General features: G+C 36.2%; 23 protein-coding genes. 7 read left to right on the top strand and 16 right to left on the bottom strand.

What is annotated here, in order from left to right; all coding sequences use genetic code 11:
- Nucleotides 1–57 precede the first annotated feature (57 nt).
- The 6 genes from DKG80_RS03435 to DKG80_RS03465 form a co-directional block, all read right to left on the bottom strand.
- Entirely contained in the window at nt 58–759 is a 702-nt protein-coding gene (locus tag DKG80_RS03435; RefSeq protein WP_109829879.1) for a sulfite exporter TauE/SafE family protein, read from the bottom strand.
- 2 nt (nt 760–761) lie between these two features.
- A complete protein-coding gene (locus tag DKG80_RS03440) occupies nt 762–1,199 on the bottom strand; it encodes a FixH family protein (RefSeq protein WP_109829880.1) in 438 nt (145 codons plus the stop codon).
- On the bottom strand, nt 1,196–2,617 hold the full coding sequence (gene ccoG / locus DKG80_RS03445; RefSeq protein ID WP_109829881.1) for a cytochrome c oxidase accessory protein CcoG: 1,422 nt from the start codon (nt 2,615–2,617) through the stop codon (nt 1,196–1,198). The genes DKG80_RS03440 and ccoG overlap by 4 nt, the downstream gene beginning before the upstream one ends.
- Before the next feature lie 32 nt (nt 2,618–2,649).
- Nucleotides 2,650–3,558, bottom strand: a complete 909-nt coding sequence (locus DKG80_RS03450) for a cbb3-type cytochrome c oxidase N-terminal domain-containing protein (protein ID WP_245906948.1) — start codon at nt 3,556–3,558, stop codon at nt 2,650–2,652.
- A 155-nt stretch (nt 3,559–3,713) separates the two neighbouring features.
- Nucleotides 3,714–5,834, bottom strand: a complete 2,121-nt coding sequence (ccoN, locus tag DKG80_RS03460) for a cytochrome-c oxidase, cbb3-type subunit I (protein ID WP_109829883.1) — start codon at nt 5,832–5,834, stop codon at nt 3,714–3,716.
- 372 nt (nt 5,835–6,206) lie between these two features.
- Complete coding sequence (locus tag DKG80_RS03465) at nt 6,207–7,736, bottom strand: methyl-accepting chemotaxis protein (protein WP_162555659.1); 1,530 nt, start codon at nt 7,734–7,736, stop codon at nt 6,207–6,209.
- Nucleotides 7,737–8,264: 528 nt separating this feature from the next.
- Between DKG80_RS03465 and DKG80_RS03470 the strand changes: the two genes are divergently transcribed.
- Together DKG80_RS03470 and DKG80_RS03475 are read left to right on the top strand one after the other, a co-directional pair.
- On the top strand, nt 8,265–9,794 hold the full coding sequence (locus tag DKG80_RS03470) for a monodechloroaminopyrrolnitrin synthase PrnB family protein (protein WP_109829885.1): 1,530 nt from the start codon (nt 8,265–8,267) through the stop codon (nt 9,792–9,794).
- A gap of 72 nt (nt 9,795–9,866) precedes the next feature.
- Nucleotides 9,867–10,289: a hypothetical protein gene (locus DKG80_RS03475; RefSeq protein WP_109829886.1), complete on the top strand. Its 423-nt coding sequence runs from the start codon at nt 9,867–9,869 to the stop codon at nt 10,287–10,289.
- 404 nt (nt 10,290–10,693) lie between these two features.
- Here DKG80_RS03475 and hemN read toward each other — a convergent pair whose 3' ends face one another.
- The 7 genes from hemN to DKG80_RS03510 all read right to left on the bottom strand — a co-directional run bounded on the left by hemN (nt 10,694) and on the right by DKG80_RS03510 (nt 17,456).
- Nucleotides 10,694–12,055: an oxygen-independent coproporphyrinogen III oxidase gene (gene hemN / locus DKG80_RS03480; RefSeq protein ID WP_109829887.1), complete on the bottom strand. Its 1,362-nt coding sequence runs from the start codon at nt 12,053–12,055 to the stop codon at nt 10,694–10,696.
- Between the two features lie 117 nt (nt 12,056–12,172).
- Entirely contained in the window at nt 12,173–13,018 is an 846-nt protein-coding gene (locus tag DKG80_RS03485; RefSeq protein WP_109829888.1) for a universal stress protein, read from the bottom strand.
- A gap of 78 nt (nt 13,019–13,096) precedes the next feature.
- Nucleotides 13,097–13,630, bottom strand: coding sequence for a methyl-accepting chemotaxis protein (locus DKG80_RS03490; protein ID WP_109829889.1), 534 nt, complete (start codon nt 13,628–13,630; stop codon nt 13,097–13,099).
- Nucleotides 13,631–13,792: 162 nt separating this feature from the next.
- Nucleotides 13,793–14,149, bottom strand: a complete 357-nt coding sequence (locus tag DKG80_RS03495; RefSeq protein ID WP_109829890.1) for an STAS/SEC14 domain-containing protein — start codon at nt 14,147–14,149, stop codon at nt 13,793–13,795.
- Nucleotides 14,150–14,245: 96 nt separating this feature from the next.
- Nucleotides 14,246–14,398: a cbb3-type cytochrome oxidase assembly protein CcoS gene (ccoS, locus tag DKG80_RS03500; RefSeq protein WP_109829891.1), complete on the bottom strand. Its 153-nt coding sequence runs from the start codon at nt 14,396–14,398 to the stop codon at nt 14,246–14,248.
- A complete protein-coding gene (locus DKG80_RS03505) occupies nt 14,389–16,776 on the bottom strand; it encodes a heavy metal translocating P-type ATPase (protein ID WP_109829892.1) in 2,388 nt (795 codons plus the stop codon). The genes ccoS and DKG80_RS03505 overlap by 10 nt, the downstream gene beginning before the upstream one ends.
- 14 nt (nt 16,777–16,790) lie before the next feature.
- Nucleotides 16,791–17,456, bottom strand: coding sequence for a universal stress protein (locus DKG80_RS03510; protein ID WP_109829893.1), 666 nt, complete (start codon nt 17,454–17,456; stop codon nt 16,791–16,793).
- A 120-nt stretch (nt 17,457–17,576) separates the two neighbouring features.
- Between DKG80_RS03510 and DKG80_RS03515 the strand changes: the two genes are divergently transcribed.
- The 3 genes from DKG80_RS03515 to bcp all read left to right on the top strand — a co-directional run bounded on the left by DKG80_RS03515 (nt 17,577) and on the right by bcp (nt 20,559).
- Entirely contained in the window at nt 17,577–18,830 is a 1,254-nt protein-coding gene (locus tag DKG80_RS03515) for a sensor histidine kinase (RefSeq protein ID WP_109829894.1), read from the top strand.
- 1 nt (nt 18,831) lies between these two features.
- Nucleotides 18,832–19,887: a response regulator gene (locus DKG80_RS03520; RefSeq protein WP_109829895.1), complete on the top strand. Its 1,056-nt coding sequence runs from the start codon at nt 18,832–18,834 to the stop codon at nt 19,885–19,887.
- Nucleotides 19,888–20,106: 219 nt separating this feature from the next.
- Nucleotides 20,107–20,559 carry a thioredoxin-dependent thiol peroxidase gene (bcp, locus tag DKG80_RS03525; protein WP_109829896.1) on the top strand — a complete coding sequence of 151 codons (453 nt, stop codon included), beginning with the start codon at nt 20,107–20,109 and terminating at the stop codon, nt 20,557–20,559.
- Nucleotides 20,560–20,566: 7 nt separating this feature from the next.
- Here the strand turns inward: bcp and DKG80_RS21065 are convergent, their stop codons facing one another.
- Nucleotides 20,567–20,824, bottom strand: a complete 258-nt coding sequence (locus DKG80_RS21065) for a hypothetical protein (RefSeq protein WP_162555660.1) — start codon at nt 20,822–20,824, stop codon at nt 20,567–20,569.
- Between the two features lie 327 nt (nt 20,825–21,151).
- Between DKG80_RS21065 and DKG80_RS03530 the strand changes: the two genes are divergently transcribed.
- Both DKG80_RS03530 and nspC read left to right on the top strand, forming a co-directional pair.
- The gene (locus DKG80_RS03530) at nt 21,152–22,357 is read left to right on the top strand and encodes a saccharopine dehydrogenase family protein (RefSeq protein WP_109829897.1); all 1,206 of its coding nucleotides are present in this window, start codon (nt 21,152–21,154) and stop codon (nt 22,355–22,357) included.
- The gene (gene nspC / locus DKG80_RS03535; protein ID WP_185140156.1) at nt 22,357–23,487 is read left to right on the top strand and encodes a carboxynorspermidine decarboxylase; all 1,131 of its coding nucleotides are present in this window, start codon (nt 22,357–22,359) and stop codon (nt 23,485–23,487) included. Before DKG80_RS03530 ends, nspC begins: the two co-directional genes overlap by 1 nt.
- On the opposite strand, the gene DKG80_RS03540 is transcribed toward nspC, so the two are convergent.
- Nucleotides 23,484–25,394: a T9SS type A sorting domain-containing protein gene (locus tag DKG80_RS03540; RefSeq protein WP_109829899.1), complete on the bottom strand. Its 1,911-nt coding sequence runs from the start codon at nt 25,392–25,394 to the stop codon at nt 23,484–23,486. The two genes, nspC and DKG80_RS03540, sit on opposite strands and share 4 nt — an antisense overlap.
- Nucleotides 25,391–26,248: a PASTA domain-containing protein gene (locus DKG80_RS03545; protein ID WP_109829900.1), complete on the bottom strand. Its 858-nt coding sequence runs from the start codon at nt 26,246–26,248 to the stop codon at nt 25,391–25,393. The genes DKG80_RS03540 and DKG80_RS03545 overlap by 4 nt, the downstream gene beginning before the upstream one ends.
- Nucleotides 26,249–26,268 lie beyond the last annotated feature (20 nt).

A 26,268-nucleotide genomic window follows, 5' to 3' on the forward strand; every position in this document is an offset into this window, starting at 1 on the left:
GCTAACCGTCTAGTTTCATTCGATGAATGATTGATTTTTTTCGTTCGCTGAATACTCTTATCGACAAATACTAGGTGTAGATAAATCTGGATACAAAATAGAAAGAGCTGGACTAAGGTATGGTATATCAAGGTGAAGACCACGTGTGACCAATAAGCATCCAAGAATAAGTGTGAATACTGGTGTGATTTTAGAAAATGCTTGATTAAACTTTGTTTGAGAAGAGAAGCCGATTATTGAAATAGATAGCATCATTGGTATGGTTCCAAGACCAAAAAGTGTCATGTACAAAATGCTGTCAGACAAATCTGAAAAACTAATAGAGGCCAACAAAGCGATATACACAAGTCCACAAGGTAGGAATCCATTTACTGTCCCTGTCAAGAAAGGGAATAAAAGACTTTTAATATTGACACATCTTTTGAATGATGCTTTAATCCTAAAAATAATTGGTGAAATAGAGTTGGATAGTTTTCTTTCGAAAGATCTATTCAGGATTGAAAATGAAAGTAAAATGATTATGACCCCAGCACCAATTGAAAGTAATTCTTGAAATTTGTTGATGAATATAAATCTAAAGTACCCAAAAGTTATTGCTAATGTTACATATGTGGTTATTCTCCCAACATTGTAAAGTATTCTAGATAGTAAAAATCTAATTAGGTTTCTTTGGCCAGATATGGATAGACTCAATGGCCCGCACATGACTCCACAATGCGTACTTCCTAACAACCCAAGAATAAAGCCACTCCACAACATCTTTATATAACTATTGACTGTTCGTAGTAATACTCTACGCCACTGTTAGAAACCCAAGTAAGTTTGGTCTTCCAAAGTCCATGCTTGGTATCTTTTAAATCAAAAGCTTGAATACCTTCTTCATTGAATTTTAAAGAAAAGGTTTTATCAATATTTCCTTCTGAAGGACGAAAGAAGTGAATCTTACCTTTATCTAATTGTGTAATAACTGAAACTGGAAATTGTAGAGAAATCATGCTTCCATTTTGAATAATAGCTGGTTTTTCTGCTAATCGGGTGTAGTTATTGATTCTGTCAATTTGGTCTTGATAGGCTAGTTCCTCTTCATAATAGTTGTTGGCTACAAGGTTAACGTCTTGCTTCATGCATAGAGTGACCATGGTAATTATCAAACCTGCAAAAAGGACGAATGCTAATGTTACGCTTTTTCCCCAGTTCATAGTATTTCAAATTTTGATGGTCCTGTAAATTTAGTTTGGTATGTATCTATCAGTTTTTCGTCTTGATCAAACAATCCGATTTCTATGTTCATAGTTCTGCCTTTTAGTTCTTTTCTCGGAATCTTTATGATGAAAGTGCCTTCCGATTTTTCATTCGGACCCAATTGTATGGTTGATTTACCAATTTTTTCGGTTTCTGCATCATTTACTCCTACTGTTTTAATTATGAGTGACTTATGGTTAAAAGTCTTATTTACAAATTCTATATTATACAGATTTGTGATTCTACCATCTTCAAGTTTCTCATATACCTGGCCAGGAGCTTTAAGAATTGTAACTTCAATTTCCTCTCGAGACACCAACATATAAGATAGGAAAGTAACTAATGCAATTAATACTAGAATGTATCCTGCAATTCTAGTAGTGAATAATCTGCTGATACCATCTTTGACCGAATTATAGGAAGCGTACCTAATTAACCCTTTTGGACGTCCGACTTTAGTCATGACATCGTCACAGACATCCATACATGCAGTACAGTTAACACACTCTAGTTGCGTACCATTTCTTATATCAATGCCAGTAGGACAGACATGAACACAAAGTTTACAATCGATACAAGCTCCCGCTTCGTTGGACGTTATTCCTTTTTTGATTCGTTCTCTAGGTTCGCCTCTCACCCAATCATACATTACAGCGATAGAATCCTTTACAAGAAGAACGCCTTGAAGTCTTCCGTATGGACAAACTGTTACGCAAGCCTGTTCTCTAAAGAATGCAAATACCCAATAGAAAATACCGGTAAAGAACATTAGTCCAACAAAGCCAGATAAATGTTCAGTTGGATACTGTGTCACTACTTTTACCACTTCTTCAACTCCTATTAGATAGGCCATGACGGTATGAGAAATCAATAAAGAAATTAACAGGAAGATGGTTTGTTTGCTGATTTTCTTGAATATCTTTTCTCTAGTCCAAGGAGCATCATTTAGTTTTCGCTGTTGATTAGCATCTCCTTCGATCCAATATTCAATTTTTCGAAAGACCATCTCCATGAACAAGGTCTGAGGACATGCCCATCCACACCATACCCTTCCAAAGGCTACAGTAAAAAGAATAATGAATACGAATAAAGTGACTAGAAGTAATGCGAGTAGAAAAAAATCCTGAGGCCAAAATGGTAGCCCTAGGATTATAAATTTTCGTTCAAAAAAGTTTAGAAGTAATAATGGTTGTCCCCCAACTTTTAGAAATGGCCCCAAAAAGAGTAAAGAAAGTAGTAATGCTGTTACTATTACACGTTTCTTGTGAAAAGCTCCTTTAGGTTTTTTAGGATAAATCCAGACTCTTTTTCCTTCCTCATCGACAGTAGATATTGAATCTCTGTATTCTTCTTCGTACTCAAATTGGGTCTCCATTTCGTTAATTATGTGTTCGCTTTTTTGAGCTTTTAATTTGCCGCTTCTATGTATTTTTCACCTTGAGGCGCTTTAGCATTAGGCGGATTAGTCCCTCTCAGAGTAGCTATATAGGAGTTTACCTCGTAGATTTTAGCTGGTGATAATACATCTTTCCAAGCTATCATACCTTTTTCAGGAATACCGTTTTTAATTGAATAATACGTTTCAGAAGCAGACCCTCCATGCAACCAATATTCATCTGTAAGGTTTGGTCCGATTCCTCCTTCTCCAGAGGCTTTATGACAAGCAACACAGTTACGGTCATAAGTGGTTTTTCCATTAGCTATAATACTAGCATCTTCAGAATAAACAATATTACTTTCATCGATTGTGACTTCTTGTTCACCGGAATTGGCTTTGGAAGATTCAGCTTCTGCCATAGCTATTTCATATTCCTCAACTGGTAAAGGTGCTGTTTTTAAAATGTGGTAATTGAACATATAGACTACAGCAAAAACAATAGTGACATAGAATAATGCTGTCCACCAAGGTGGAAGGTGATTATCTAACTCTCGAATTCCGTCGTACTCATGATCAAGCTCAATAGTAGATTCTTTTTCAATAGGAATTGAATTGGTTAACTTATTCATCCAAACAGACCACATACTTGGTTCAGGAACATACTCTTCACCCTTTTCTACAGCCTTTTTAGTAGCATCTTGAGTAATTATTACTTTTAAAATTTGTAAAAGAACAATCGATATAATTAATACTACTACTAGAATAATTACCATTAGCGAGAATATTGCTACAGTAAAATAGTCTTCTCCCATAAAAGTACCTGATGTATTTTGAGCTTGACCTGTTGACAGGAATAGAGCTGATAGAACTACTGTCAGTAATCCTTTAATCCATAGTTTTTTATCAATTGTCATAGCATTAAGAATTTTTAGTCTCATTAACAGGTAGATTTCTCATATCATTGATATATTTTTTATCGGCTTTAAAAACCCACCAGAGCAACCCGATGAAGAAGACGAAAAAAATCGACAGTGAAATAATAGGCCATATGGCTACATTATGAATTTGTTCGAAATAGTACTTAAACATCGTTTTACTTTTTATCTCCTTGAATATCTGTTCCTAATCTTTGCAAATAGGAAATCAAAGCAATGATTTCCATGTCTTGACTGATTTCAATACCATCACCCCTTAGATTTTTTACTATACCAGCTGCTTGAGCTTCTAGTTCCTTACTAGCTCTTTCTTCATACCCTTCTTCATATGGAACACCGACAGCTCTTAGAGCATTAATTTTGGCCCCAGTAGATGATTTGTCGATTTTTTGATCAAACAACCAAGGGTAATTTGGCATTATTGATCCTTCAGATACTGCTGCTGGTTCTAGCATATGGTTAAAGTGCCAAGTATCTGATTTTTTTAATTTACCCACACCTTCTCTAGCTAAGTCTGGACCTGTTCTCTTTGATCCCCAGAGGAATGGGTGATCATACACAAACTCACCAGCTTTAGAGTATTCACCATATCTCTCGGTTTCTGATCTAAATGGACGGATCATCTGTGAGTGACAGTTGTTACATCCTTCACGGATATAAATATCTCTGCCCTGAAGTTCGAGTGGGGTATAGGGTTTTACAGAAGATATAGTAGGTACATTCGATTTTATCAAGAATGTAGGAACCATCTCAATTACACCACCAATTACAATTGCTACTGTAGTAAGTACGGTGAATATTACGGGTTTTCTTTCTAGTACATTATGCCAGTGACCACCAGTGATTTCTTTTTTCTCTAACGCTAGAGCTTCATCAGCTTCCTCTGCTTGGAATTGGCCAGATTTAGCAGTTTTTATCAAGTTGTAAATCATTAAGAATACACCTATTAGGTATAGTCCACCACCAACTGCCCTTAGAGCGTATAGTGGAATGATTTGGACAACTGTTTCTAAAAAATTACCATAAGCTAAAAAGCCTTCGCTATCAAACTCTTTCCACATAAGACTTTGAGTAATACCAGCTACATACATAGGAAGAGCATAGAAAATGATACCAAGAGTACCTAACCAGAAGTGGGTATTGGCTAATGGTATGGAGTGAAGTTTGGTTTTCCACATTTTAGGTATTAACCAATAAAAAATGCTGAAAATGATAAAACCATTCCAACCAAGTCCTCCAATGTGAACATGAGCAACGATCCAGTCCGTATAGTGCGCAATGGCAGAGACATTTTTCAATGATAGCATAGGCCCCTCAAAAGTTGCCATTCCATAAGCCGTTACAGCTACCACCATAAACTTTAGTACGGGGTCCTCTCTTACACGATCCCATGCACCTCTCAGAGTTAATAAACCATTTAACATTCCTCCCCAAGAAGGTGCAATTAGCATTATGGAGAAAACCGTACCTAACGATTGTGCCCAGTCAGGAAGTGAGGTGTATAATAAATGATGAGGTCCAGCCCATATATAGATAAAAATCAATGACCAGAAATGTATGATTGATAGCTTGTATGAATATACAGGTCTGTTTGCGGCCTTTGGAAGGTAGTAATACATGATTCCTAAGAATGGGGTAGTAAGGAAGAATGCTACAGCATTGTGGCCATACCACCATTGTACCAATGCATCTTGCACACCAGCATACCATGAATAACTTTTAAAAAGTGAAACAGGCATCTCGAAGGAATTCACCACGTGTAATACGGCTACAGTGACGAATGTTGCTATATAAAACCAGATAGCCACATACATGTGTCTTTCTCTTCTTTTTATGATGGTACCAATCATATTAATACCGAATACTACCCATATCAATGTTATAGCTATATCTATTGGCCATTCGAGTTCAGCATATTCTTTACTCGTAGTATATCCCAGAGGTAGAGTGATTGCAGCTGCTAGGATAATTAGTTGCCATCCCCAAAAATGAATCCATGATAATGTGTCATTGAACATTCTTGCTTTTAGCAATCGTTGCATAGAGTAGTATACTCCAGCGAACATTGCGTTTCCTACGAAAGCAAAAATTATGGCGTTAGTATGAAGTGGTCGGATACGACCAAATGTAGTGTATTGCAAATCGAAGTTGAATACGGGATAGAATAGTTGAATAGCAGCGGTAAGTCCGCCTAACATCCCAACTACTCCAAAAATGATCGATGCAATGGTAAAGTACTTGACAATTTTATTGTCATAGCTAAATTTTTCCAGTTCCATAAAGATTCTAGTTTGTATAGTTGCTGGCTAAAGTAGCTGAATGGAGTATTGGGGTAAATGACGTAGTTTGATCATTCACATGATCTAAGTCATATCTAAATATGACTGGATATTTAACACTTTATAAGTGCTTGTTAGTTAGTGTTGTATGTAAGTTTTGTTCTTTGGTGAGTTAAGTTTCTATAGCAATCTTTTTGCTTTGGAAGATGGAAGCAATTTTATTTTAATGATGGGTGTCATTTTTTAGTCAATCAGATAAAAGTTATTTGTTCCAGTTAAAGATTGAATTATTCATTTCTCTGAGCAACTATTTGGTTTTAAGTCAAGTAGTTGCTCATTATTTGGAGTTGAAAAGTTATGTTTAGTCAGCTTTTACTTTCTTTTCTCTAAAGTGAACATATTAAGAGTGCTTTGCAACTGATTAGAAAGTACATTGAAGTTTTTGGAGTGCTCTAAAAATTGCTTCATACCTGCTGCAAGTTCTGTTGCAGAACTTGCTACTTGATCTGTTGCTGTAGAAGTTTCTTCGGCTATAACAAGGACGTCACCTGAAGATTTTACTATTGATGAAGCATTGTTAGTCTGCGAATCTGCTGAAGATAGAATTTGTTTAGATAAAGAAAGAGTAGAGCTTGATGCACTCGAAATGTCATTAATGACTTCTGAGACAAAAGTAGAGGAGTTGACACCTTTACTTACTTCAGTGAGCATATTGGTGATCATTTCTTCGGATACTTTGGTATCTTTTTGAATATCATTAATAAGTATTTCAATTTCTCTAGCTGATTTTTTAGAGTCTTCAGCTAGTTTTCTAATTTCTTCCGCTACTACAGCAAACCCTCTTCCATAATCACCTGCTTGAGCAGCTTCAATAGCCGCATTTAGTGCTAATAAATTAGTTTGAGCTGCAATCTCAGTGATTACTCCAAGGACTCTAGATATATCCGTTGACCTTTGATTTAAATTGTTTATAGAATTGCTAGCTTTTTCAGATGTATTTGCAACGACTTTGATTACTTCAATTAAACCACTTACATGATTATTACCTTTTTGTGAAGCTTCAGCGCCATTATTTGCCAACATGTCAATTTTACCAGATAGCTGTTGCATGTTTTTTGATGATGAAAATATATGCTCTATTAAGACAGAAGTTTCTTCAAGTCTTGTCAATTGGTCTTGAGCTCCAGAACTGATTTGATTTATAGCTCCTGCAATTTCTTCAGTAGAGACGTTCATATCCTGTCCTACGGTCATCATTTCCTCAGAATAAGTGTTTATGTGAGATGAACTAGAGCTTACTTCTTTTAATAACATTAATAAAGCTTCAAGCGATGCATTTAAGTTATCAGATAGCTTTTTAAAATCACCTTTAGCTTTGATTTGACATCTTCCAGAAAGATCCCCGTTTGACATATTCTCTAGAATATCAACTACTTCAGTAAGAGGAGTGTCGATTGATTCTAATAGATTGTTAAATGATTGTGTTAAATCTTTCCATACTCCAACACGTTGCTCGTTATCTATTCTAATTTTTAAATTTCCATTTTGACCAGCTTCTTGTACAGCATCATTGATTTCTTCAAAGGATCGTGTAAGCTTAGATTGCATAGTTTTAAGAGCTATTCCAAGTCTATCATCCTCACTAAGTAAATCAAGTTTATTATTGAGATTACCTGAACTAATATTTTCTACATACTTGGAGATAGAGTACAAATTACTATCCAGAGCTTTTAAATTGTGTATGGCTTCTCCTATTTCGTCATCAACGGTATATTCAATGTTATTTGCAAGTTTACCTCTTGATAGATTTCTTACGTAAGAATTTATGATGTCAAAAGACTTTAATAACGTTCTGTTGTTATAAAAGAATATACCGCCAATCATTCCTGTGTTTATTAACATTATAAACACGCCTAGCCAATCAAATAAGGCTTCATATGAAACGTGACTAAGGAAAAACCTGAAATTCAGTATAGTAAGTATTAAAACTAGTAGTGGAGTAATAAGAGATTTGAAGCGGATACTTTTATGAAAGTCTTTGCGTAATACTATTTTCCTTGATAAGCTTAGTTCCATAACACTTTTAATGATTAAATACAATGATTGCCGTTACTTACTATCGAGAGTAAAAGCGGCCAAGATAATGACTATTTTAAAAAATGGAAGCTACGAAATATTAAAATAATTGTTACTCAATTGTCACTTAATTGGTCAAATAAAAATACCTGAGTCTGCCGTTATTTTTTATCGATTTAAGTGTGAAAATATAAATGAAAGTTTTACTTTTAAGAAATAGGAATGTACATAACCACTGAGACCAGCCGTGATAATGTCCTTAATAGCTTAAGGATTTTCCACCTTATTATTTTTTACGAATGCCAATTGGTATTTAAATGAAGCAGCATTTGGGGTTTAACTTAAATCCTAAAGATGAGTAATTACGAGATTTTAAAAGAGACTTGGTGTCAGGTATGGTTTGATGAAGAATCAGAATCGGTAAATGTTAACTGGGAAGGTTATTTGACTTATGCTCAAATAACAGAAGGTTGCAATGCAGTGTTAAATTATGTAAGGCTGAATAGCGTTAGTTTGTTGTTTTGCAATCAGTTAAGTATGAAAATACTCAACGAAAAGTCTAAAGACTTTTTGTCTAAGAAATGGTTGGGAGCATTGGAAGATTTGGGAATTGAGAAAATGGCCCTGCTTACGGCTCTAGATCCATTTGCTAAAGCCTGTATGAATCAGGTAATTGAGAAATATGAAGGAAGTAATTCAATGTCTTTTTTTACTTTCGGCCTAGAGAAGGATTTTTTAAATTGGCTAAAAAAAGAGCAAGAAGGAAAGACTACTGAAGAAGATGTAGAATCTAAAATATCTGCCTACCAACTTCTAAGAGTAGATGATGAAGTTAAGTTATTGGATCCTCTAGGGTTAGATCATGATTTAGGCCTTATTCGCGATTACAATAAGGAAGGAAGAACAGAACAGTTAGTAAGTTTGTTATTCTCTAAATTACCTTTACCAGAAGCACTAAATAGCTATGATTATTATACGGCTTTAGCGGCTATGAGGGACATTGGTATTCTGCTAGGTTCGATAAAAAAGGCCGGTGTTGAGCCATTATCTGTTATACCCGAACTTGAATATGTTTTGCATGAACTCAGTAGGATTACTGAACTGCCGGCAAGGGAAACTCTTATGCACTATACCATCTGGAATCCAGATGGTGAGAGAATGAGAACCTATACTCACTATAAAGATGAGCGTTCTCTTATTCAAAGTGTAAAAAATGCATTTCCAGCATTAGATAGTTGTATAGACCTTTTGTTACAATTACACCATACACCCTTTGAATCCTCAAAATTTGAAGAGATTTGTGATCAAACAACCCGCAAGTTTAAATATGTTGTAGAAGCTATAGTTTTAGCTTATAGAGAAGTCTCTCCGGAAATTTTTGCTAAGGAACTCAGATTTTATTTTGATCCTATTAAAGTGGGAGAAGAAGAGTTAATAGGTCCAGGCGCTGTTGAGATGCCTATGTTTGTATTTGACCACTTGTTATGGAGTTCTATGGTGCTTGATGAGGAATATGTGAAATTTAAAAAGACATATTTGAAATTCAACATGGGCTTTATGCAAGAGATATACGACAAGTATGATGGCTGGGATAGTCTTCTAGATAAAATGGTTATAAAATTGAGCCGAGAAGGATCTAATGATCAAGTTTTGAGGTCTGCAAAATCTCTCATGAAATTATGTAATTCACAAAAGAGCTTCAGGAAGCCTCACAAGAAGTTAGCTGATAAATCTTATGAGCATCAGGACGAAACAGGAAAAGATAAAGGTAGCGGTGGGTATTCTACAGATATATTAAGTTATATTTATAGTATTAATCTTGAAAAAATTGGAGAGTTAGAAAACGCTTTGGATCAATTTGTCGAAATTAAAGTGATCAAATAGATGATTTTTGTCAATAATTGAAGAACTTAGTCAGAGTCTAATTAACTCTCTCAAATTATAAATCTAAAAATAATGGAACAGTTATCAGCCTCAATTAAGGAGAGTCTTTTAGATGAAGACTATTGTAAAATCGCTATGCTAGATAATGGGATTTTATATGCTAAGTGGAATGGTTTCTTAACAATCGACCAAATTAAAAATGGGTGCGGTGTGTTGACAAACTACATCAAGAAAAACGGATTGAAAATTCATTTAAGCGACCACTCTGAATTAAAGGTATTGAATGATGAATGTAAGACCTACTTGTCAACAGAATGGTTTCCAGAAGTAGAAGCTTTAGGAATTACTAAAATCGCTGCCTTGATATCTCCGAATGTCTTCACTCGTAAAAGTGTGGATGATGTGAACGAGTCAAACAATAGAGTGCAAATGAGGAATTTAACAATTGAAAACTTCAATACTCAAGAGGACTGTGAAAAATGGTTATTGGGTTAATTGATTGTTTTATCTGTTAACAAAACACACGAGTTGAAAAGCTCGTGTGTTTTTTTATACTTTGATTTAAGAGTAGTTTGAAATTTTACCATTTAGGTGACATTTATGATTAAATGATAGAGGTGTTTGTAATCATTTCAAATTACCTAAACTTGAGTAAAAAATATTTTAAGACTTTTTTTGTATTTGCTCTATTAGAATTTCTCTTAATATAGAAGCTCTTTTTGTGTTAATAACACATAAACCCGAGCTTACTTCTTCCATTTTCTTTTTGATGCCTTTGCGTATTTTGCCTGTTGTAATACTAGTGCTAAGTGAATCGATTACGAATACAGTTGTGCTATAATGATTAATTTTATGACAGAATGGAGGTGTCAAATTATGTAGATTGATAATAGAAATAGCTAAATTATTTTACTGTACACTGGTTTTGTTTCTTTGATAGTATTTTTCCAAAGGTGAGGGTCAAAAGCCATGCAAACGTTCCGAACAAATGGTACTCCAGCTTTGGTAATGCGAATATTATTCTTGGTGCATTCTATGATACCATCTTTATAGTATTGCTGTAGTCGATTGTTAGTTTCTTCGAAATAGTAATCACCGCTATCTATCCACAAGGTTTGCATATTACACATAAGTTCCGTTATGTGTTTTCTTGCAATTCTCTCTTTTTCCGATAGATAATGTCCTTTAATTACAGGGAGTTGGGTTTTATTAATCAGCTTATAATAATCCTCTACTTTTTTTGTGTTTTGAGAATAGCCGTGGAAAGTATCACCAATAGCAGATACTCCAAGACCAATCGTAATTTTAGACTTCGAAGTGGTGTATCCCATGAAATTTCTGTTTAGCCTTTTCTCAGTCAAGGCTATATATAATTGGTCTGATACTAATGCGAAGTGATCCATTCCAATTTCTTTAAAACCCATTTCAGCTAACATATTTTTAGAAAGTTCATAGAGAGACCTTTTATTATCACCATCAGGTAGCATTTCTGGAGTAAACATTTTTTGCGCTGGATTAGCCCAAGGAACATGAGCATAGCTATACAAGGCTATTCTATCAGGTAGAAGTTTTTTCACAAGGTCAATTGTCATGCTTATACTTTCCAATGTTTGAAGAGGAAGTCCATAAATCAAATCGAAGTTAATAGACTTATAACCTATGTTTCGAGCTTCTTTTACTACTTTTTGTACTTGACTGAAAGATTGCTTTCGATTAATTATTTCTTGAACTTTTGGATCAAAATCCTGAATGCCAAGGCTCATTCGATTAAAACCAACATCGTAGAGAACTTGCATGTGTTCTTTGGTTGTGTTATTTGGATGACCTTCAAAAGCGAACTGCCTATTATCGGCTATATCTACATCGTTAAGTATAGTTTCAATAAGGTGCTTTAGATTATGCGGATGGAAAAAAGTAGGAGTGCCACCTCCTAAATGAAACTCGGAAACAAGAGGTTTTTCATCGAAGGTCATTAAGTACATCTTCCATTCTTTAAGAACTGCTTCGATGTACGGAACTTCCACATTGTGATTTACAGTGATTCGTTTGTTACATCCACAATAGGTGCATAGACTTTCACAAAAGGGCAAATGAATATATATGCTTATTCCAGTTTTAGCATCCTCAGAGTTGTTTCTTATTTTTAGATGATTAATCCAAGTTTCTGGATTTGTGAAGTCACCATTCCAATTAGGAACTGGAGGATAGCTAGTATACCTTGGACCTGCCACATTGTATTTTTTAATGAGATCTTTATTCATTGCTATTTGATTGGATAAGAATAGCAAATGAATAAAAGGAGAAGGGGAAGCTTGGTGAGGTTAATTAGTAGAGTAGGTGATCTTGATCATGAATGAAAAACACCTACTCTTTGATAATTAATTTAATGTTATTGTCAATACTGGAATTGGACTGTGGTTGATAGTGTCTTCAGCAATACTACCAAGTAAAAAATGAGCTAGTCCTTTTCGGCTGTGCGTAGAAATAGCGATAAGTTCAGCTCCTAGTTCCTTTCCAAAGGTAATAATGCCTTCCTCTGGCTTTAGACCTGGGGCAATGTGAGACTCATAATTTTCTATACCAGCTTTCTTTGCAATTTTATTCATTCTATCATTGATATCGTCATGGTGGTATTCTTCTTTAGGAGTATTAACCCATAGCATATGAATAACTGCACCTTGAACTTCTTGAATCTTTTTAGCAGCAGCCAATAGTTGATCATTATCACTAGAGATATCAATAGCAACTAATAGATTTTTAATTGGTTTGAATACAATGTCAGAATGAAGAGTAACGACAGGGCATTTGACCTTTCGAACGATCTTTTCTGCGTTTGATCCTACTAACATCTCCTCTAGACCTGTGGCTCCTTTAGTACCCATTATGATCAGGTCGATTCCCATCTCATCTACAGCTTCTGTAATTCCTTGGTATGGACGGCCTACTACAAGTTTAGATACTATATTTTCATCTTTATATTTAGGAGAAGACATGATCTCTTCTAGATCTCTTGAAGTCTTTTTAATCAAGGCTAATACATAAGCTTTCTCTTCTAAGTCCAGATTCCCCATTTCTCCTTCCACATTGAAAGTGTTCGTAACAGGAAACTCTATAACATGAAGAAGGTGGATTCTTCCTTCATTTATTTTATTGATTTCTATTGCGTAGTCCAAACCTGCTATCGCATGTTCGCTAAAGTCAAATGGTACTAAAATGTTGTTCATCGGTCTATTTTTATTTGTCAACTAATATACTTTATTGGTAACAAACGGCATGATGAGCGGACTGTTAAATGATACATATCAGTCCCCAGAGTACTTTTCATATTCTCTAATCAAAACATTAATTACATCGATGATTTCATTTGCTTCATCTAGAGCTTGTTCCGAAGTCCAACTATCAATGTCAGTTTTAAAGTATATCCATTGCATTTTTATATTTTCAATTTGAGATAGGGTGTAATCTGAGTTAATGGAGGCTTCAGAAATTATATCTATATTTTTATCAAAACCCTCTGTAGTTTTTTCTTGAAGCTCTTTGTTGTTAAGGATTTTAGCATTTACGATGCGCATGAGTAGCATACGAAGACTTCCTGTTTTATTAATGAGTTTCGATAGGATAGCAATTTCGTTAATGAGTTCATTAATTTCTTCCAGTTTATCCTTGGATTGAGTGCTCATTTCTTGTATTTCCCGCGCCAAAACTTTGAAAGCCGCTCCTTCACTATTTGTTAGTTTACTTGCGCGAATAGAAGCATTAATTGCCACCATATTGGATCTAGAAGAAAAACTATCCATGCTTCGAATGACACGGTTCAAGTTGCGTTTTATAGTCATAGAAATCTATTTCTAAGATTAAATAATTAAGACTATGGGTGCTGGACTTGCTGCTCTTCTAAATATCGGGAAAGTTTTTTCTTGGGCTATATGAGATTATACAAATTGAATTAAAATGAGTAAAACGCATGTAACTGTATGCAGATTGGCATGGTTAGCAAATTAACTGGTGAGGTATTCTAGAGCATCTTCTTCATTTTCAAAAGGCTTCAAACCATCATTATATAAATTTTTGTTTAGGTTCTCTAGAATAATTCGTTTGCTTCCATCTGCTCCTATGATTGCTCCTTTTTTTGATAAATGTTGAGTTCTGAGTGCAAGTTTAAATGCTTGATCCATTACTCGCTTGGTAGCAAACACTCCACTGATAATGGTGAGATTTAAATTAGGTTCTTGATTTTTCATTAGTAGCTCTTCGGCTTTTATCAATGTTTCAATGATCTCATCTTCAATCATTCCACGGTAATCAAGAACTAAAATACTTTGGTTTTTATATTGGATAACGGATAATCCAGGCATAAAATACTACTAGCTTAAGTTGGATGGTTTTATTAAAAGTTAGTTTAAACACAGCTAAATAACTATGCCTTATGACATTGAATTGAATTTCATACGTTACTTCTTCTTCTGATTATTATCAAATAATATCCGAACGGCAGGGGACTCTGTATCATCATATTGACCAGACTTGACAGACCATACGAACAGATAAAGAAAAACTATAGCCACAACTAGGCTGACAACAATTAACCCGATTATTATTTCCATGTTCTAAAAATTCGATTTCCTAAAGTTCTAGTAGCTAATGTTGAGAAGATAACGACAGAAATGCTACTTACAGGCATGAGTATCGCTGCAAATACGGGAGTGATATAACCTGCTACCGCCAAGCTTAATCCTACAAGGTTGTAGGCGAATGAAAGAATAAAACCAGCAATTATGATTGACTTCGCGGTCTTGACAAGGCTGAAAACTTGATGCAACTGACTTACCTTATTTCCCAAAATGATAATATCACTAGCTGGAGTAAAAGATGAAATGTTCTCTGCGACTGAGACTCCGATATTACTTGCTTGTAGTGCTCCCGAATCATTTAAGCCATCGCCCAACATCATGACTTTTTCATTTCTAGAAATATGCTCCACGTATTCTAGTTTGCTTTTAGGTGATTGTTCAAAAAGGAATTCTGTGTTTTCTGGAAATATTGTCTTTAAGTTGAGTTCCTCAAGACTATTGTCCCCAGATAGAATAGTGAATTTGTATTCATTTAAATGTTGAATACACTGAGCAAGGCTTTTTCTGTATTGGTTTTTTATAACAAAATACCCCTTGTACTCTTGGTTGATCGATACAAAAGCCTGTGCTCCTGATATAGTTTCATTCTCTATTCCTAAAAAAGAGGCATTTCCCAATCTGACTACGGATCCGCTGATAGATGCTTGTATGCCTTTTCCTTTAACCTCTATAAATTCATCAATTTTAAATGTTTCCACGTCAGAAAGGTGCGCTGAAATTTGCTGACTTATTGGATGAGTTGAGTTTTTTACCAGGCTCTTTATCATTCCAAGTTCCTTATTACTTAGGCTTTCTCCCTCGAAAGAAATAAGATTATCTCTTCCTGTTGTTAATGTTCCAGTTTTATCAAAAACTAAGTGCTGTATTTTCCAAAATCTCTCGAGGATGGAAGTGTTTTTGAGGTAAACTCCTTTGCTACCTAGGAAATTAAGCACTGTACCTAGGGTGAAAGGAGTAGCTAAGGCCAAAGCACAGGGACATGCAATAATCAGTACAGAAGATACCACAAACAGCAACTTTGAAGAATCTATTACTGCCCAATAAGCCCCAGAAACAAAAGCAATTAATAAAACAATAGGAGTGAAGTACTGACTTACCTTGTCTATGATTGAGGCTTCTTCTTGATCTTGAGTTTTATCAAATACAGGATTATTCCATAGATCAGTTAAGTAGCCCTGAGATACTTTTTTAATCGCCCGTATTTTGATCGAAGGCCCTTTAACTCTACCTCCTGCATAAAGTGTAGTTTTTCTCTCTACTTCAAGTGGTTGTGACTCTCCAGTGACAAAACTGTAATCTATATATGAGTTTGTTGATAATAGAATACTATCACAAGGTATGATTTCTTCATTTCTAATTTCTAATACATCGTCTATCTGTATATCACTAACCAGTATGCTTTTTAACTTTTGCTCTATTACTTTATTGACAGCAAGAGGGAAATAAGATTTAAAGTTCCTGTCAAAAGACAAACCTTCATAAGTCTTACTTTGAAACCATCTGCCTATCAAAAGAAAGAATATCAATCCCGCCAACGAATCCAAATAGCCTGGGCCAGAATTTGAAATTATATCGAATATACTTCTGAAAAAAAGAGTAGCTATTCCAATAGTGATGGGTAAATCTATATTCAGTATTTTTTTCCTAAGCGCACCAATGGCCGAAGTGTAAAATTCTTGCGCACAGTAAAATATTAATGGTAGTGAAAAAGCCAGATTAATGTAGGCAAAGTAATCTTTGTATACACTGTCTGATTCTAACCCCAAATACTCTGGAAATGAGAGAAGCATGATGTTTCCAAAAATGAATCCCGATACTCCTAATTTCACAAAAGTCTCTTTTGAATTGTTTTTGACCTTTTCAGAATTTCCTTCAAGAGAAATATTCGGTTCATAGCCCAATTGACAAAGAAGGTCTACGGTTTTTCTGATTGTAGTTTTTTGTGGGTTGAGATCTACAGTTAATCGTTTTTTACTGAAGTTAATTTGAGATCGAATGATACCATCATCGAATCTATGTATATTTTCTAGAAGCCAAATGCAGGAACTACAGTGAATAGAAGGTATATGAAAGGTGATTTTTTGAAACTCTTCAGAATTAAAATCCAACAGAAGTTGAGTGATTTCTTCATTGTCTAGGAAAGCATATTTCTCTTTAAAAAAATGTTTGAGTTGATTGCCAGGAGTATTTTCAAGGTCATAATAGTCACATAGATCATTTTGATCCAGAAGCTCAAATACAGTTTTACATCCATAACAGCAAAATTGCTTGTCATCTTTCCATATTTCTGCTCCTTCTGTAGGCTCACCACAGTGATAGCAAACCGACTCTACTTCAGTTACATTTTCCAACCTTTCTTTGATGATTAAGTGGACTTATTGAAATTAACTATCCTATCTGCAATGCTTGAAAGCTTGCCTGTGAACTGTTTTTCATGGTCAGGAGATGGATACACCAAATAGGTCTGATCTGGTAGTTTGGATAGTTTGTCCAAATTGCGATCCAGATTACCTACAAAAGCGGTGTTCTCCATAGATAATATATCATATTCTTGGTGATCCGTTTTGAAAGTATACCCTTGATCCACCACTAGCACTGGGATAGCAGTTTTCTTGATGATTTCTTCGAACCCCTTTCGTGAGTCAATGGGTTGTCTAGCATCCGTTCCCATGATGATAAGGTCTATGTCATTGTCGGAGACATATCTCGATACAGAATCTGGTGTGAAGCCAAGTTCTAAGGTGAATAGATAATTGTGTGCTTTCCTAAAGTCTACTTCCTCCTTGAATTTTTCAAATGTTCTCATCTTTCTAGAGATAATAGATTCTCTAATCTCACGAGGAGTCACGGCACTTTTTTCGTCATCAGAAGCGATGAGTCTATATGTATGTAATAGAATCACGTTACATTTTAGTAGCGATGACCATTCGAATGCCAGTTGCGTTGCTGCCTTCGATTCTATTGAGAAATCAATAGGCACTAAAATGTTGGATACCGTATTCATTGTATTGTTAGAATGGGTTTTTAACATAGTTCAAAATTAGGTGTGGTATGTGCGCTTTATAAGGATATCAGTCAAGGCAGAATATGATGTAAATCAGTTTTTCAAATTTTCCATTTCGTAGATTTGTCTTATTAAAATTTTGACGACTTGGAATCAACACAACTAGATCATTACAAAGAGATATTTTTAACCTGCGTGGAAGGGATCATGGTCTTCCAAAGAGGAAAAGTAATACTCGCAAATCCTCAATGCACGAGTCTATTCGGTTATTCTCATGAAGAATTAATAGGTATGAGTGTTGAAAATTTCATACCACAATCTGGGCGAATAGCTCATGAAAAACAACGGTCTGAATACATGAAAGCACCTGATACTCGTCAGATGGGCGTGGGCAGAGACCTGATGGCTGTCAGAAAAGATGGTTCTACTTTTCCTGTAGAAGTCAGTCTAAACCCTGCTATGATGGATGGAGAACAAACCATTATTACCCATATCATAGACATATCAAAGAGGAAACAAGCCGAGGATAATCTAAAAAAAAGTGAGGAACAGTTATTAAGGTACGCTGCTGAACTAGAAAAGAGAGTCCATGAAAGAACAGAGGAGCTAGCTACTACAGTCGAACGTCTGAAAGAGGCTAATGAAAGTATGAAAAAAGAGGTCTCGGAAAGAATCAAAGCCGAGAATGAAGCGCAAATAGCCCTTTCCAAAGAAAAAGAACTGAATGAATTGAAAACCCGATTCGTGTCTATGGCTTCACATGAGTTTAGGACTCCTTTAAGTACAATTCTGTCTTCGGCATCATTGATATCCAAATACAATGCTCCAGATACAGAGCCTAAGCGAATGAAGCATATCAATAGAATCAAAGGTAACGTCAGTGAACTTACAAATATTCTGAATGACTTCCTGTCTCTGGATAAGTTAGACGACGGTAAGATGTCCGTCACCCTAGCCGAGTTCGATGTCTGTCATATGCTTGAAGAGGTGGTCTCAGAGTTGCAAATTGTAACTAAGCCAAATCAGGAAATTATCTTAAAAGCTGATATCCAAAACTGTATTATCAATAGTGATATTCAGATACTCAAGCAGGTGTTGACTAATCTAGTATCCAATGCCATCAAGTATTCTCCTGAAGGGTCAGATATCAAGTTGGAGGGAAATACAGTGAAGAATACCATTATTATCAAGGTAATAGATCAAGGTATAGGTATCCCAGAAGGAGACCAAAAGCATTTATTCCAAAAGTTTTTTAGAGCACACAATGCCAGTCATATTCAAGGAACTGGGCTTGGGCTCAATATAGTATCAAAATATTTAGAGTTGATCGGAGGCGAAATCAGCTTCGAAAGTGTAGAAGGAAAAGGGTCAACCTTTATCGTAAAATTAAACTCAATATAAAATGGCTAGAATATTGTTAATCGAGGATAACGACGCGGTACGCGAGAATACCTCAGAGATCTTAGAGTTAGCAGGCTACGAAATGATCACTGCAGCTAATGGTAAAGAAGGAATAGAAATACTAAAAACAACTACTCCAGACTTAATCATCTGTGATATAATGATGCCAGAGTTAGATGGCTACGGTGTACTCCATATTTTGATGAAAAACCCTTCTACTGCGCATATACCTTTCATCTTTTTGACTGCCAAGGCTGAAAGAAGCGATATGAGAAAGGGAATGAACCTTGGAGCAGATGATTATTTGACCAAGCCATTCGATGATATCGAGTTATTGGATGCCGTAGAAGCTAGAATCAGTCGAAGCGAGCAGATGAAGAAAGATTATGAGCCTTCGATCTCTGGATTGGATAGTTTTTTCAATGATGCCAAAGAAATTGAAAGTCTCAAACAGTTATCCAAAGACAAGAAAGTCAGAAACCACAAGAAGAAGACTAATCTTTATTTGCAAGGAGACTATCCTAATTACCTAATCTATGTCAATAAAGGGAAGGTAAAGACTTACAAGACTAATACGGATGGTAAGGATTTGATTACAGGGATATTTGGTGAAGGAGAGTTTATAGGATTCAATGACTTGATTACTCAATCAGATCATACAGACTCTGCTATGGCTATCGAGGATACAGAGTCATACTATATCCATAAAGATGACTTCCTTCAATTAATATATAAGGATAGATCGGTAGCCAGTAGGTTTATTAAAATCCTATCCAAAAACATTAAAGAACAAGAAGAAAAGATGCTTCACATAGCCTACAACAGCGTTCGTCAGCGTGTGGCCGAAGCGCTAATCTCAGTAGAAGGCAATTTCGGAGTTGGTAAAAGTTTCGCTATCTCAAGAGAAGATTTATCAAATATCGTAGGAACTTCTCCAGAGTCCGTAATCAGAACACTGTCAGATTTCAAAGATGAGAAGCTGATAGAAATAAAGTCCAATCAAATTAGGTTGTTGGATTCTACAGAGCTAGGAGTGATTATCAAGAGAGGATTCTAAGGATTACTAATATTTAATTGAAGGGCAATAGCCTATGAAGTTTAATGCTTACCCCCATGTGTTGACCTTAATTAAAATTGAGAAGACACCATGTACCCTTGGGATTGAGCGCTTCATTTAGAGTTATGTTATTGAGATGGTCGTCAAATTGGCGACCATTTTTTATTTGTAGTGGTATGAAGATCATAAACATCTTAATTTGCACAAAAATTTAAACCTATGACTACATTAAAAGCAGGAGATAAAGCTCCAGAGTTCGAAGGCGTAATCCAAGACGGATCAACAATTAAGCTTTCCGATTATAAAGGGAAAAAAGTTATTCTTTATTTCTATCCAAAAGACAATACACCAGGATGTACAGCTGAATCATGTAACCTGAGAGATAACTACGAGGTCCTACAAGAAAAAGGCTATGTAGTACTTGGGATTAGTAGTGACGGAGAAGCTTCTCATCAAAAATTCATCACTAAGCATGAACTACCGTTTGATCTGATAGCAGATACAGATAAGAAAATTCATGAACTGTTTGGCGTATGGGGAGAGAAGTCCATGTATGGAAGAAAATATATGGGGACATTTAGAACTACATTCGTAATAGATGAAGAGGGAGTTTTAGAAGAAGTAATCACTAAGGTGAAGACTAAAGATCATACCGCACAGATATTGGCATAATGAGTTTTTAGCCATATTCTTGGTAGTCTATTGTTCGGGAATGGTCGTGAGTCATTTGTACGCGGTCGGCGGCCTCCAGTACATGGTCGTCAGTCATTAGTACATGGTTGGCAGTCTCTAGTACGTGGTCGTTGGTCATTAGTACGTGGTAGGCAGTCTCCAGTACGTGGTTGTGAGTCATTGGTACATGGTAAGCAGTCTTTAGTACGTAGTCGTGCGTCATTGGTACATGGTTGGCAGTCTTTGGTACGTGGTCGTGAATCATAGGTACATGGTAAGTAGTCACTAGTACAAGGATGTGCGTTTATAGTATATCGTCAAGTAGTTGTTGACCCGTAGTCAACTATCATTCTAAGCTAAGTATCATTAAAACGGTTTTCTACTTTGATGTAGGAAACCGTATTTTATAAGTCTCATGTTAAGGTAAAAGATTTGAAGAAGGATAACCTTTTTGAAAAGCTGAGATTTGATTTCGAATTGACTTTAAGGGTATTAGAATTCTTTTAAGAAATCGGTGAACTTTTTCTCTAAAGTATAGTGTTGTACAGCGAGCCCTGCATATATCTTTGCGGGAGTATTTAACCTTTATGAAATGTCAAAAGTATTGATAATCGGCGCTGGTGGTGTCGGCAGAGTTGTGGCGTTTAAGTGTGCGCAAAACTCAGATGTATTTACTGAAATCTGTATGGCTAGCCGTACAGAATCAAAGTGCAAGGAAATTGCTCTAGATGTAGAAAAACAACTAGGTGTTAAGATTCATACTGCCCAAGTAGATGCTGATCATGTTGATCAATTAGTTGATTTATTTAATAGAGAGAAGCCTTTCATGGTCATCAACGTGGCACTTCCGTATCAGGACTTGACCATAATGGATGCATGTTTAGAATGTGGTGTTCATTATCTAGACACAGCCAACTATGAACCGAAGGATGAAGCCAAATTTGAATATAGCTGGCAGTGGGCGTATAAAGACCGTTTTAAGGAATCTGGGTTAACTGCTATACTGGGGTGTGGGTTTGATCCGGGCGTCACCAGTGTGTTTACAGCCTATGCTGCCAAGCATCATTTCGATCAGATGCACTACTTGGATATTGTAGACTGTAATGGCGGTGATCATGGCAAAGCTTTCGCTACTAATTTCAATCCTGAAATCAACATCAGAGAGGTTACCCAAAAAGGGAAATACTGGGAGAATGGTGATTGGGTAGAGACAGAACCGCACGAAATACGTCAAGAACTAAGTTATCCAGAGATAGGGAAGAGATCATCATATGTGATATACCATGAAGAGCTTGAGTCTTTAGTGAAAAACTTCCCCACTATAAAAAGAGCAAGGTTTTGGATGACATTTGGAGATGAATATCTTACTCACCTTAGAGTAATTCAAAATATCGGTATGGCTGGTATAGAGCCTGTAATGTTCGAAGGAAAAGAAATCGTTCCACTTCAGTTTCTCAAAGCAGTATTACCTGATCCAGGTAGTTTGGGAGAAAAATATGTAGGGGAGACTTCGATAGGGTGTCGTATCAAAGGCATCAAAGATGGTGAGGTCAAGAGGTATTATATTTATAATAATTGTAAGCATCAGGATGCTTTTGAAGAGACTGGAGCACAAGGGGTGTCTTATACCACAGGAGTACCTGCTATGATAGGGGCGATGATGCTGATAACTGGAAAATGGACAGGAGCTGGAGTGTTCAATGTAGAAGAGTTTGACCCAGATCCATTCATGGAGCAGCTCATGACTAAAGGCCTACCTTGGGTAGAGCTACACGATATTGATTTGGAGGTACAATAATGAGTGCCTCTAATATTCCATCTCCATGCTTTGTACTCCAAGAGGAATTACTGGAGAAAAATCTTCAAAGGATTAAGTCAATAGCTGATGAAGCAGGAGTTGAGTTTATTTTGGCATTCAAAGGTTTCGCCATGTGGAGTGCTTTTCCTCTGGTTAGGCAATACATCAATGGTGCAACTGCTAGTTCTCTCAATGAGGCTAAACTTTGTAATGACTACATGAATACGAAGTCACACACTTATTGTGTGGCTTATAGAGAGGAGGAAATGGATGAGATATTGAAGTTATCTTCTCACATCACATTCAATAGTCTTAGTCAGTTATCCCATTATCATGAAAAGGCACAGAAAGCGGGTGTAGGTATAGGATTGCGTATCAATCCAGAATTTTCAGATGTAGAAACTGACCTTTACAATCCCGCTTCCCCTAGTTCCAGACTTGGAGTTACTGAAAACGAATTGAAAGATGGGTTGTCTATGCCTATAGATGGTATACATACTCATGTATTGTGCGAGTCAAGCGCTGAGTCTTTGGAAGGGTTGCTTAATGCCGTCGAGCAAAAGTTTGGTCATTTACTACCTCACATCAAGTGGCTTAACATAGGTGGAGGACATTTAGTAACACGAAAGAACTATAATGTCGAACTGTTGGTTCATCTATTGAAAAACTTCAAAGCTAAGCATGGAGTAGAGATAATACTAGAACCAGGTAGTGCGTTTGCCTGGGAGACAGGCACTCTTCATACATCGGTACTAGATATCGTCGAGCGAAACGGAGTGAAGACAGCTATTATTGATGCTTCATTCACTTGTCACATGCCTGATTGTTTAGAAATGCCTTACCGACCCAATCTTGAAGTAGGTTCAAGTGATTCCGCTAAATATGATTACAAGTATAGGCTAGGAGGTGTTAGTTGTTTAGCAGGAGATTATTTGGAAGAATATTCCTTTCCTGAGCCACTAGTGATAGGTTCACCTATAGTTTTCAAGGATATGATACACTACACAATGGTGAAGACAACCACTTTCAATGGTGTCCATCACCCTTCAATAGGTATCGCGAAGAAAGGAGGGGGATTTCAACTTATTAAAGAGTTTGGGTACGAGGAATACAGAGATAGACTCTCTTAGTGGGCTATCATTATTTTTTGAGAATTCACGTACTCATCAGTCACAACATTTAGTATGTAAATGCCTTCTGAGAAGCTAGAAATATCAACTTTCTTTTCTGTCCCAGCTTTAGCTTCATTACCAGACATATCCCTTAATGAGTAACGCTGGAACTCTCCATCGATCTGAATGAAATTGCTAGCCGGGTTAGGATATAGCTTAATGATGTTTTTGGAAGAGACTACCGTTTCAGCCGCATTTTCTTCGCCAAATACTGGTCTAATCATCAATGACCCTACTGGCATCACGTCAGTACCTTCGAACCAGTCCAGTCCACCAGTGTTGTAAGTCATTTTGCTCATACTACTAGTGTTTTTGTCCAATCCAATAGGGAAGTATTCGTCTGTTTTTTGTTCGAAAATGATATAGAAGGTACCATTGACAGTAGCCGTATTACCAAATGTAAATCTTTGAAACTCATTAATGCTGGAAAAACCACTGGCAAAGTTGCCTGAAGTAAGAATTGAAGCGGCATCCGTGACAGTTAGCTTATTGGTGATAAGTAGGTTAAACGAGTTGTTGATAGCCCCTGTTGCATTTACAATTTTTGGAAAATAAATATCCACAGCTTCAACATAGTCAGTGACTGGGATATTAAATTCTATAGCAAGACGAGTATTGAATCCTCTACCACCAGCTGCTACTTCAGCTGTGCCATCATCATAGGCCAGTGAATTGAGAATAGTCAAGTCTACTCTTGAAGTGTCATTTATAGTGAAATTGTAAGTTTCGCTGGGAATGTCAATGCCATTTTGGTCTTTGAAGTATTTTTCCTTATCCCTTACTTCAGTATATATAACTTCTGATGTCAAAAACAAGGTGTCTTCTGATAATGTTTCGATCAGAAACTTGTCGGTCGAAAGTGCTGGAATGTTACTGACAAGGTGTTTTCCTACTTCTAGCCTTCCAGTTTCATCATCAAGAGATCTACTATCTGTAAGAGCTCCATCATCACCAAATGATTCCGTGTAAACTAGTTCTTTGGTATTTGCAACAGTGTCACTACTGTATAGGTTATAATCATATTTTGCTGGACGGTCTTGTGGACCCAAATTATAAATACTGAAAGATAATTCTTCAAAAAGATCATTAGCGAACCCGTTCCACATGCTTTTGGTGATCATTGTGTAGTTTGAGAATAACTTAGAGACAGGAGTTGCTATTGTTTGATCAATAATAGCTTTTGATGCAACATTGAACCTTTTAGCATTCATATATACATAGTCTAAATGCCATGCGTCAAACATTCCTGTAGGGCTACCTACATTCTCAAACTTAAACTGTAGACAATCATGTAGATATTTTGGTTCAGTTATATTAATAGCTTCATAAATAAATTCTGTACTATCAGAGACTAAATCATCACCTCCATCTACTCTTAATATTTCATTCCATTTATTATCAGAATCGAGAAAATGTACCGAGAAATAATCTCCTTCAGAAGGCATATAGCCATTGCCACCTCGTTGTAGAAAAAAACTAAGAACCACATCATTTGCATCCGTAAGACCTGAGAGGTCTATAGGTCGGGATACTAGTACGTCACAAAGGACAGGTTGAAAAGATACAGTGTCTCGATGAGTGAAACCTTCCCTTGTAGTTCCATCAAATGTAGCCACATTTATGCTAGGAGGATCTATCGCCCAAGTCGCATTAATATGAACATCACTACCTGCTTCCCAGAGTGTATCCGGTACGGATTCAGAAAAGGAAAAATCATCCCAAAAGGGTAATGATAATACTCCATCCGTTTCTAAAGTTCTTTGTTTTGAAATAGCCTTTTTGGGTTTCTCAATAGGCCTAATGAAAATTTGTGCTTGTGCACTGCTAATTACAAAGGTCAGTATAACAATTAGGAATGATTTCATTCAGTTTCTTCTGCTAGTGTTAATGAAGGGACAATTTGATTTGAAGTAGTAGAATCCATTTCTACGATCCACAGATCTACGGATTGACCAATCTTAGCTCTTTTTTTAGGACTTGGAACTTGTTTAAAAATAGTACCTGGTTCAGCGTCTTTTACATCATATTGATTACTGCCATCTGCATTTTTTTCATCTACTTTAATATGAACCTTACCAGACTCTTTGTAAAACACGTCTCCAAGTTTCAGACCATATCCTCTTAGAACAAAAGTAGCTTCTTCTAGTCCCATCTCTCTTAAGTCTAGCATAGGGAAAGTTTGGCTTCCAAGACCGTCACCGACTTCGAAATCAATTCGTGAGCCTTTTGCAATACTAGACCCTTTACTGACTTTTCGACCTTTATAGTATTGCTCAAGTACAGTATTTAGAGCAAAGTCCGGTTTATAAGTAATATCCCCCATCAGCAGGCCTAGACTTCTTAGTTCCAGTTGCGCATTCTTAAGTGATCGTCCATGTAGCGATGGGATTTTGACCTTTGGCGGGTTGGCACTATTGAGCGTTACATAGATCTTTCTATTCTGCTTCACTTTTGAATTTGGAAGTGGAAATTGTTTAAGAACTGCAAGTGGCTCATATTTAGGAGAGTAACCTGAATCCGCTTCAACTTCATATCTTAAGTCTCTATCCTCTAAGAATTTATCGAGATCTTCAAGAGGAATCCCTTCTAAATTGGGTACAGTCATACTCTCTCCATGATTGGTGATTATCGGGAATACAATATAAAATGTCCCAAGTACGAGCGCTACTAATACAGCTATTGCAATACCTCCGTGGATGAAAAGATCTTTTTTAGTCATTAGATTTTATTCTATGATTA

The organism is Reichenbachiella versicolor (genome assembly GCF_003171675.1).
In the GTDB taxonomy this organism is placed as follows: Bacteria; Bacteroidota; Bacteroidia; order Cytophagales; family Cyclobacteriaceae; genus Reichenbachiella; species Reichenbachiella versicolor.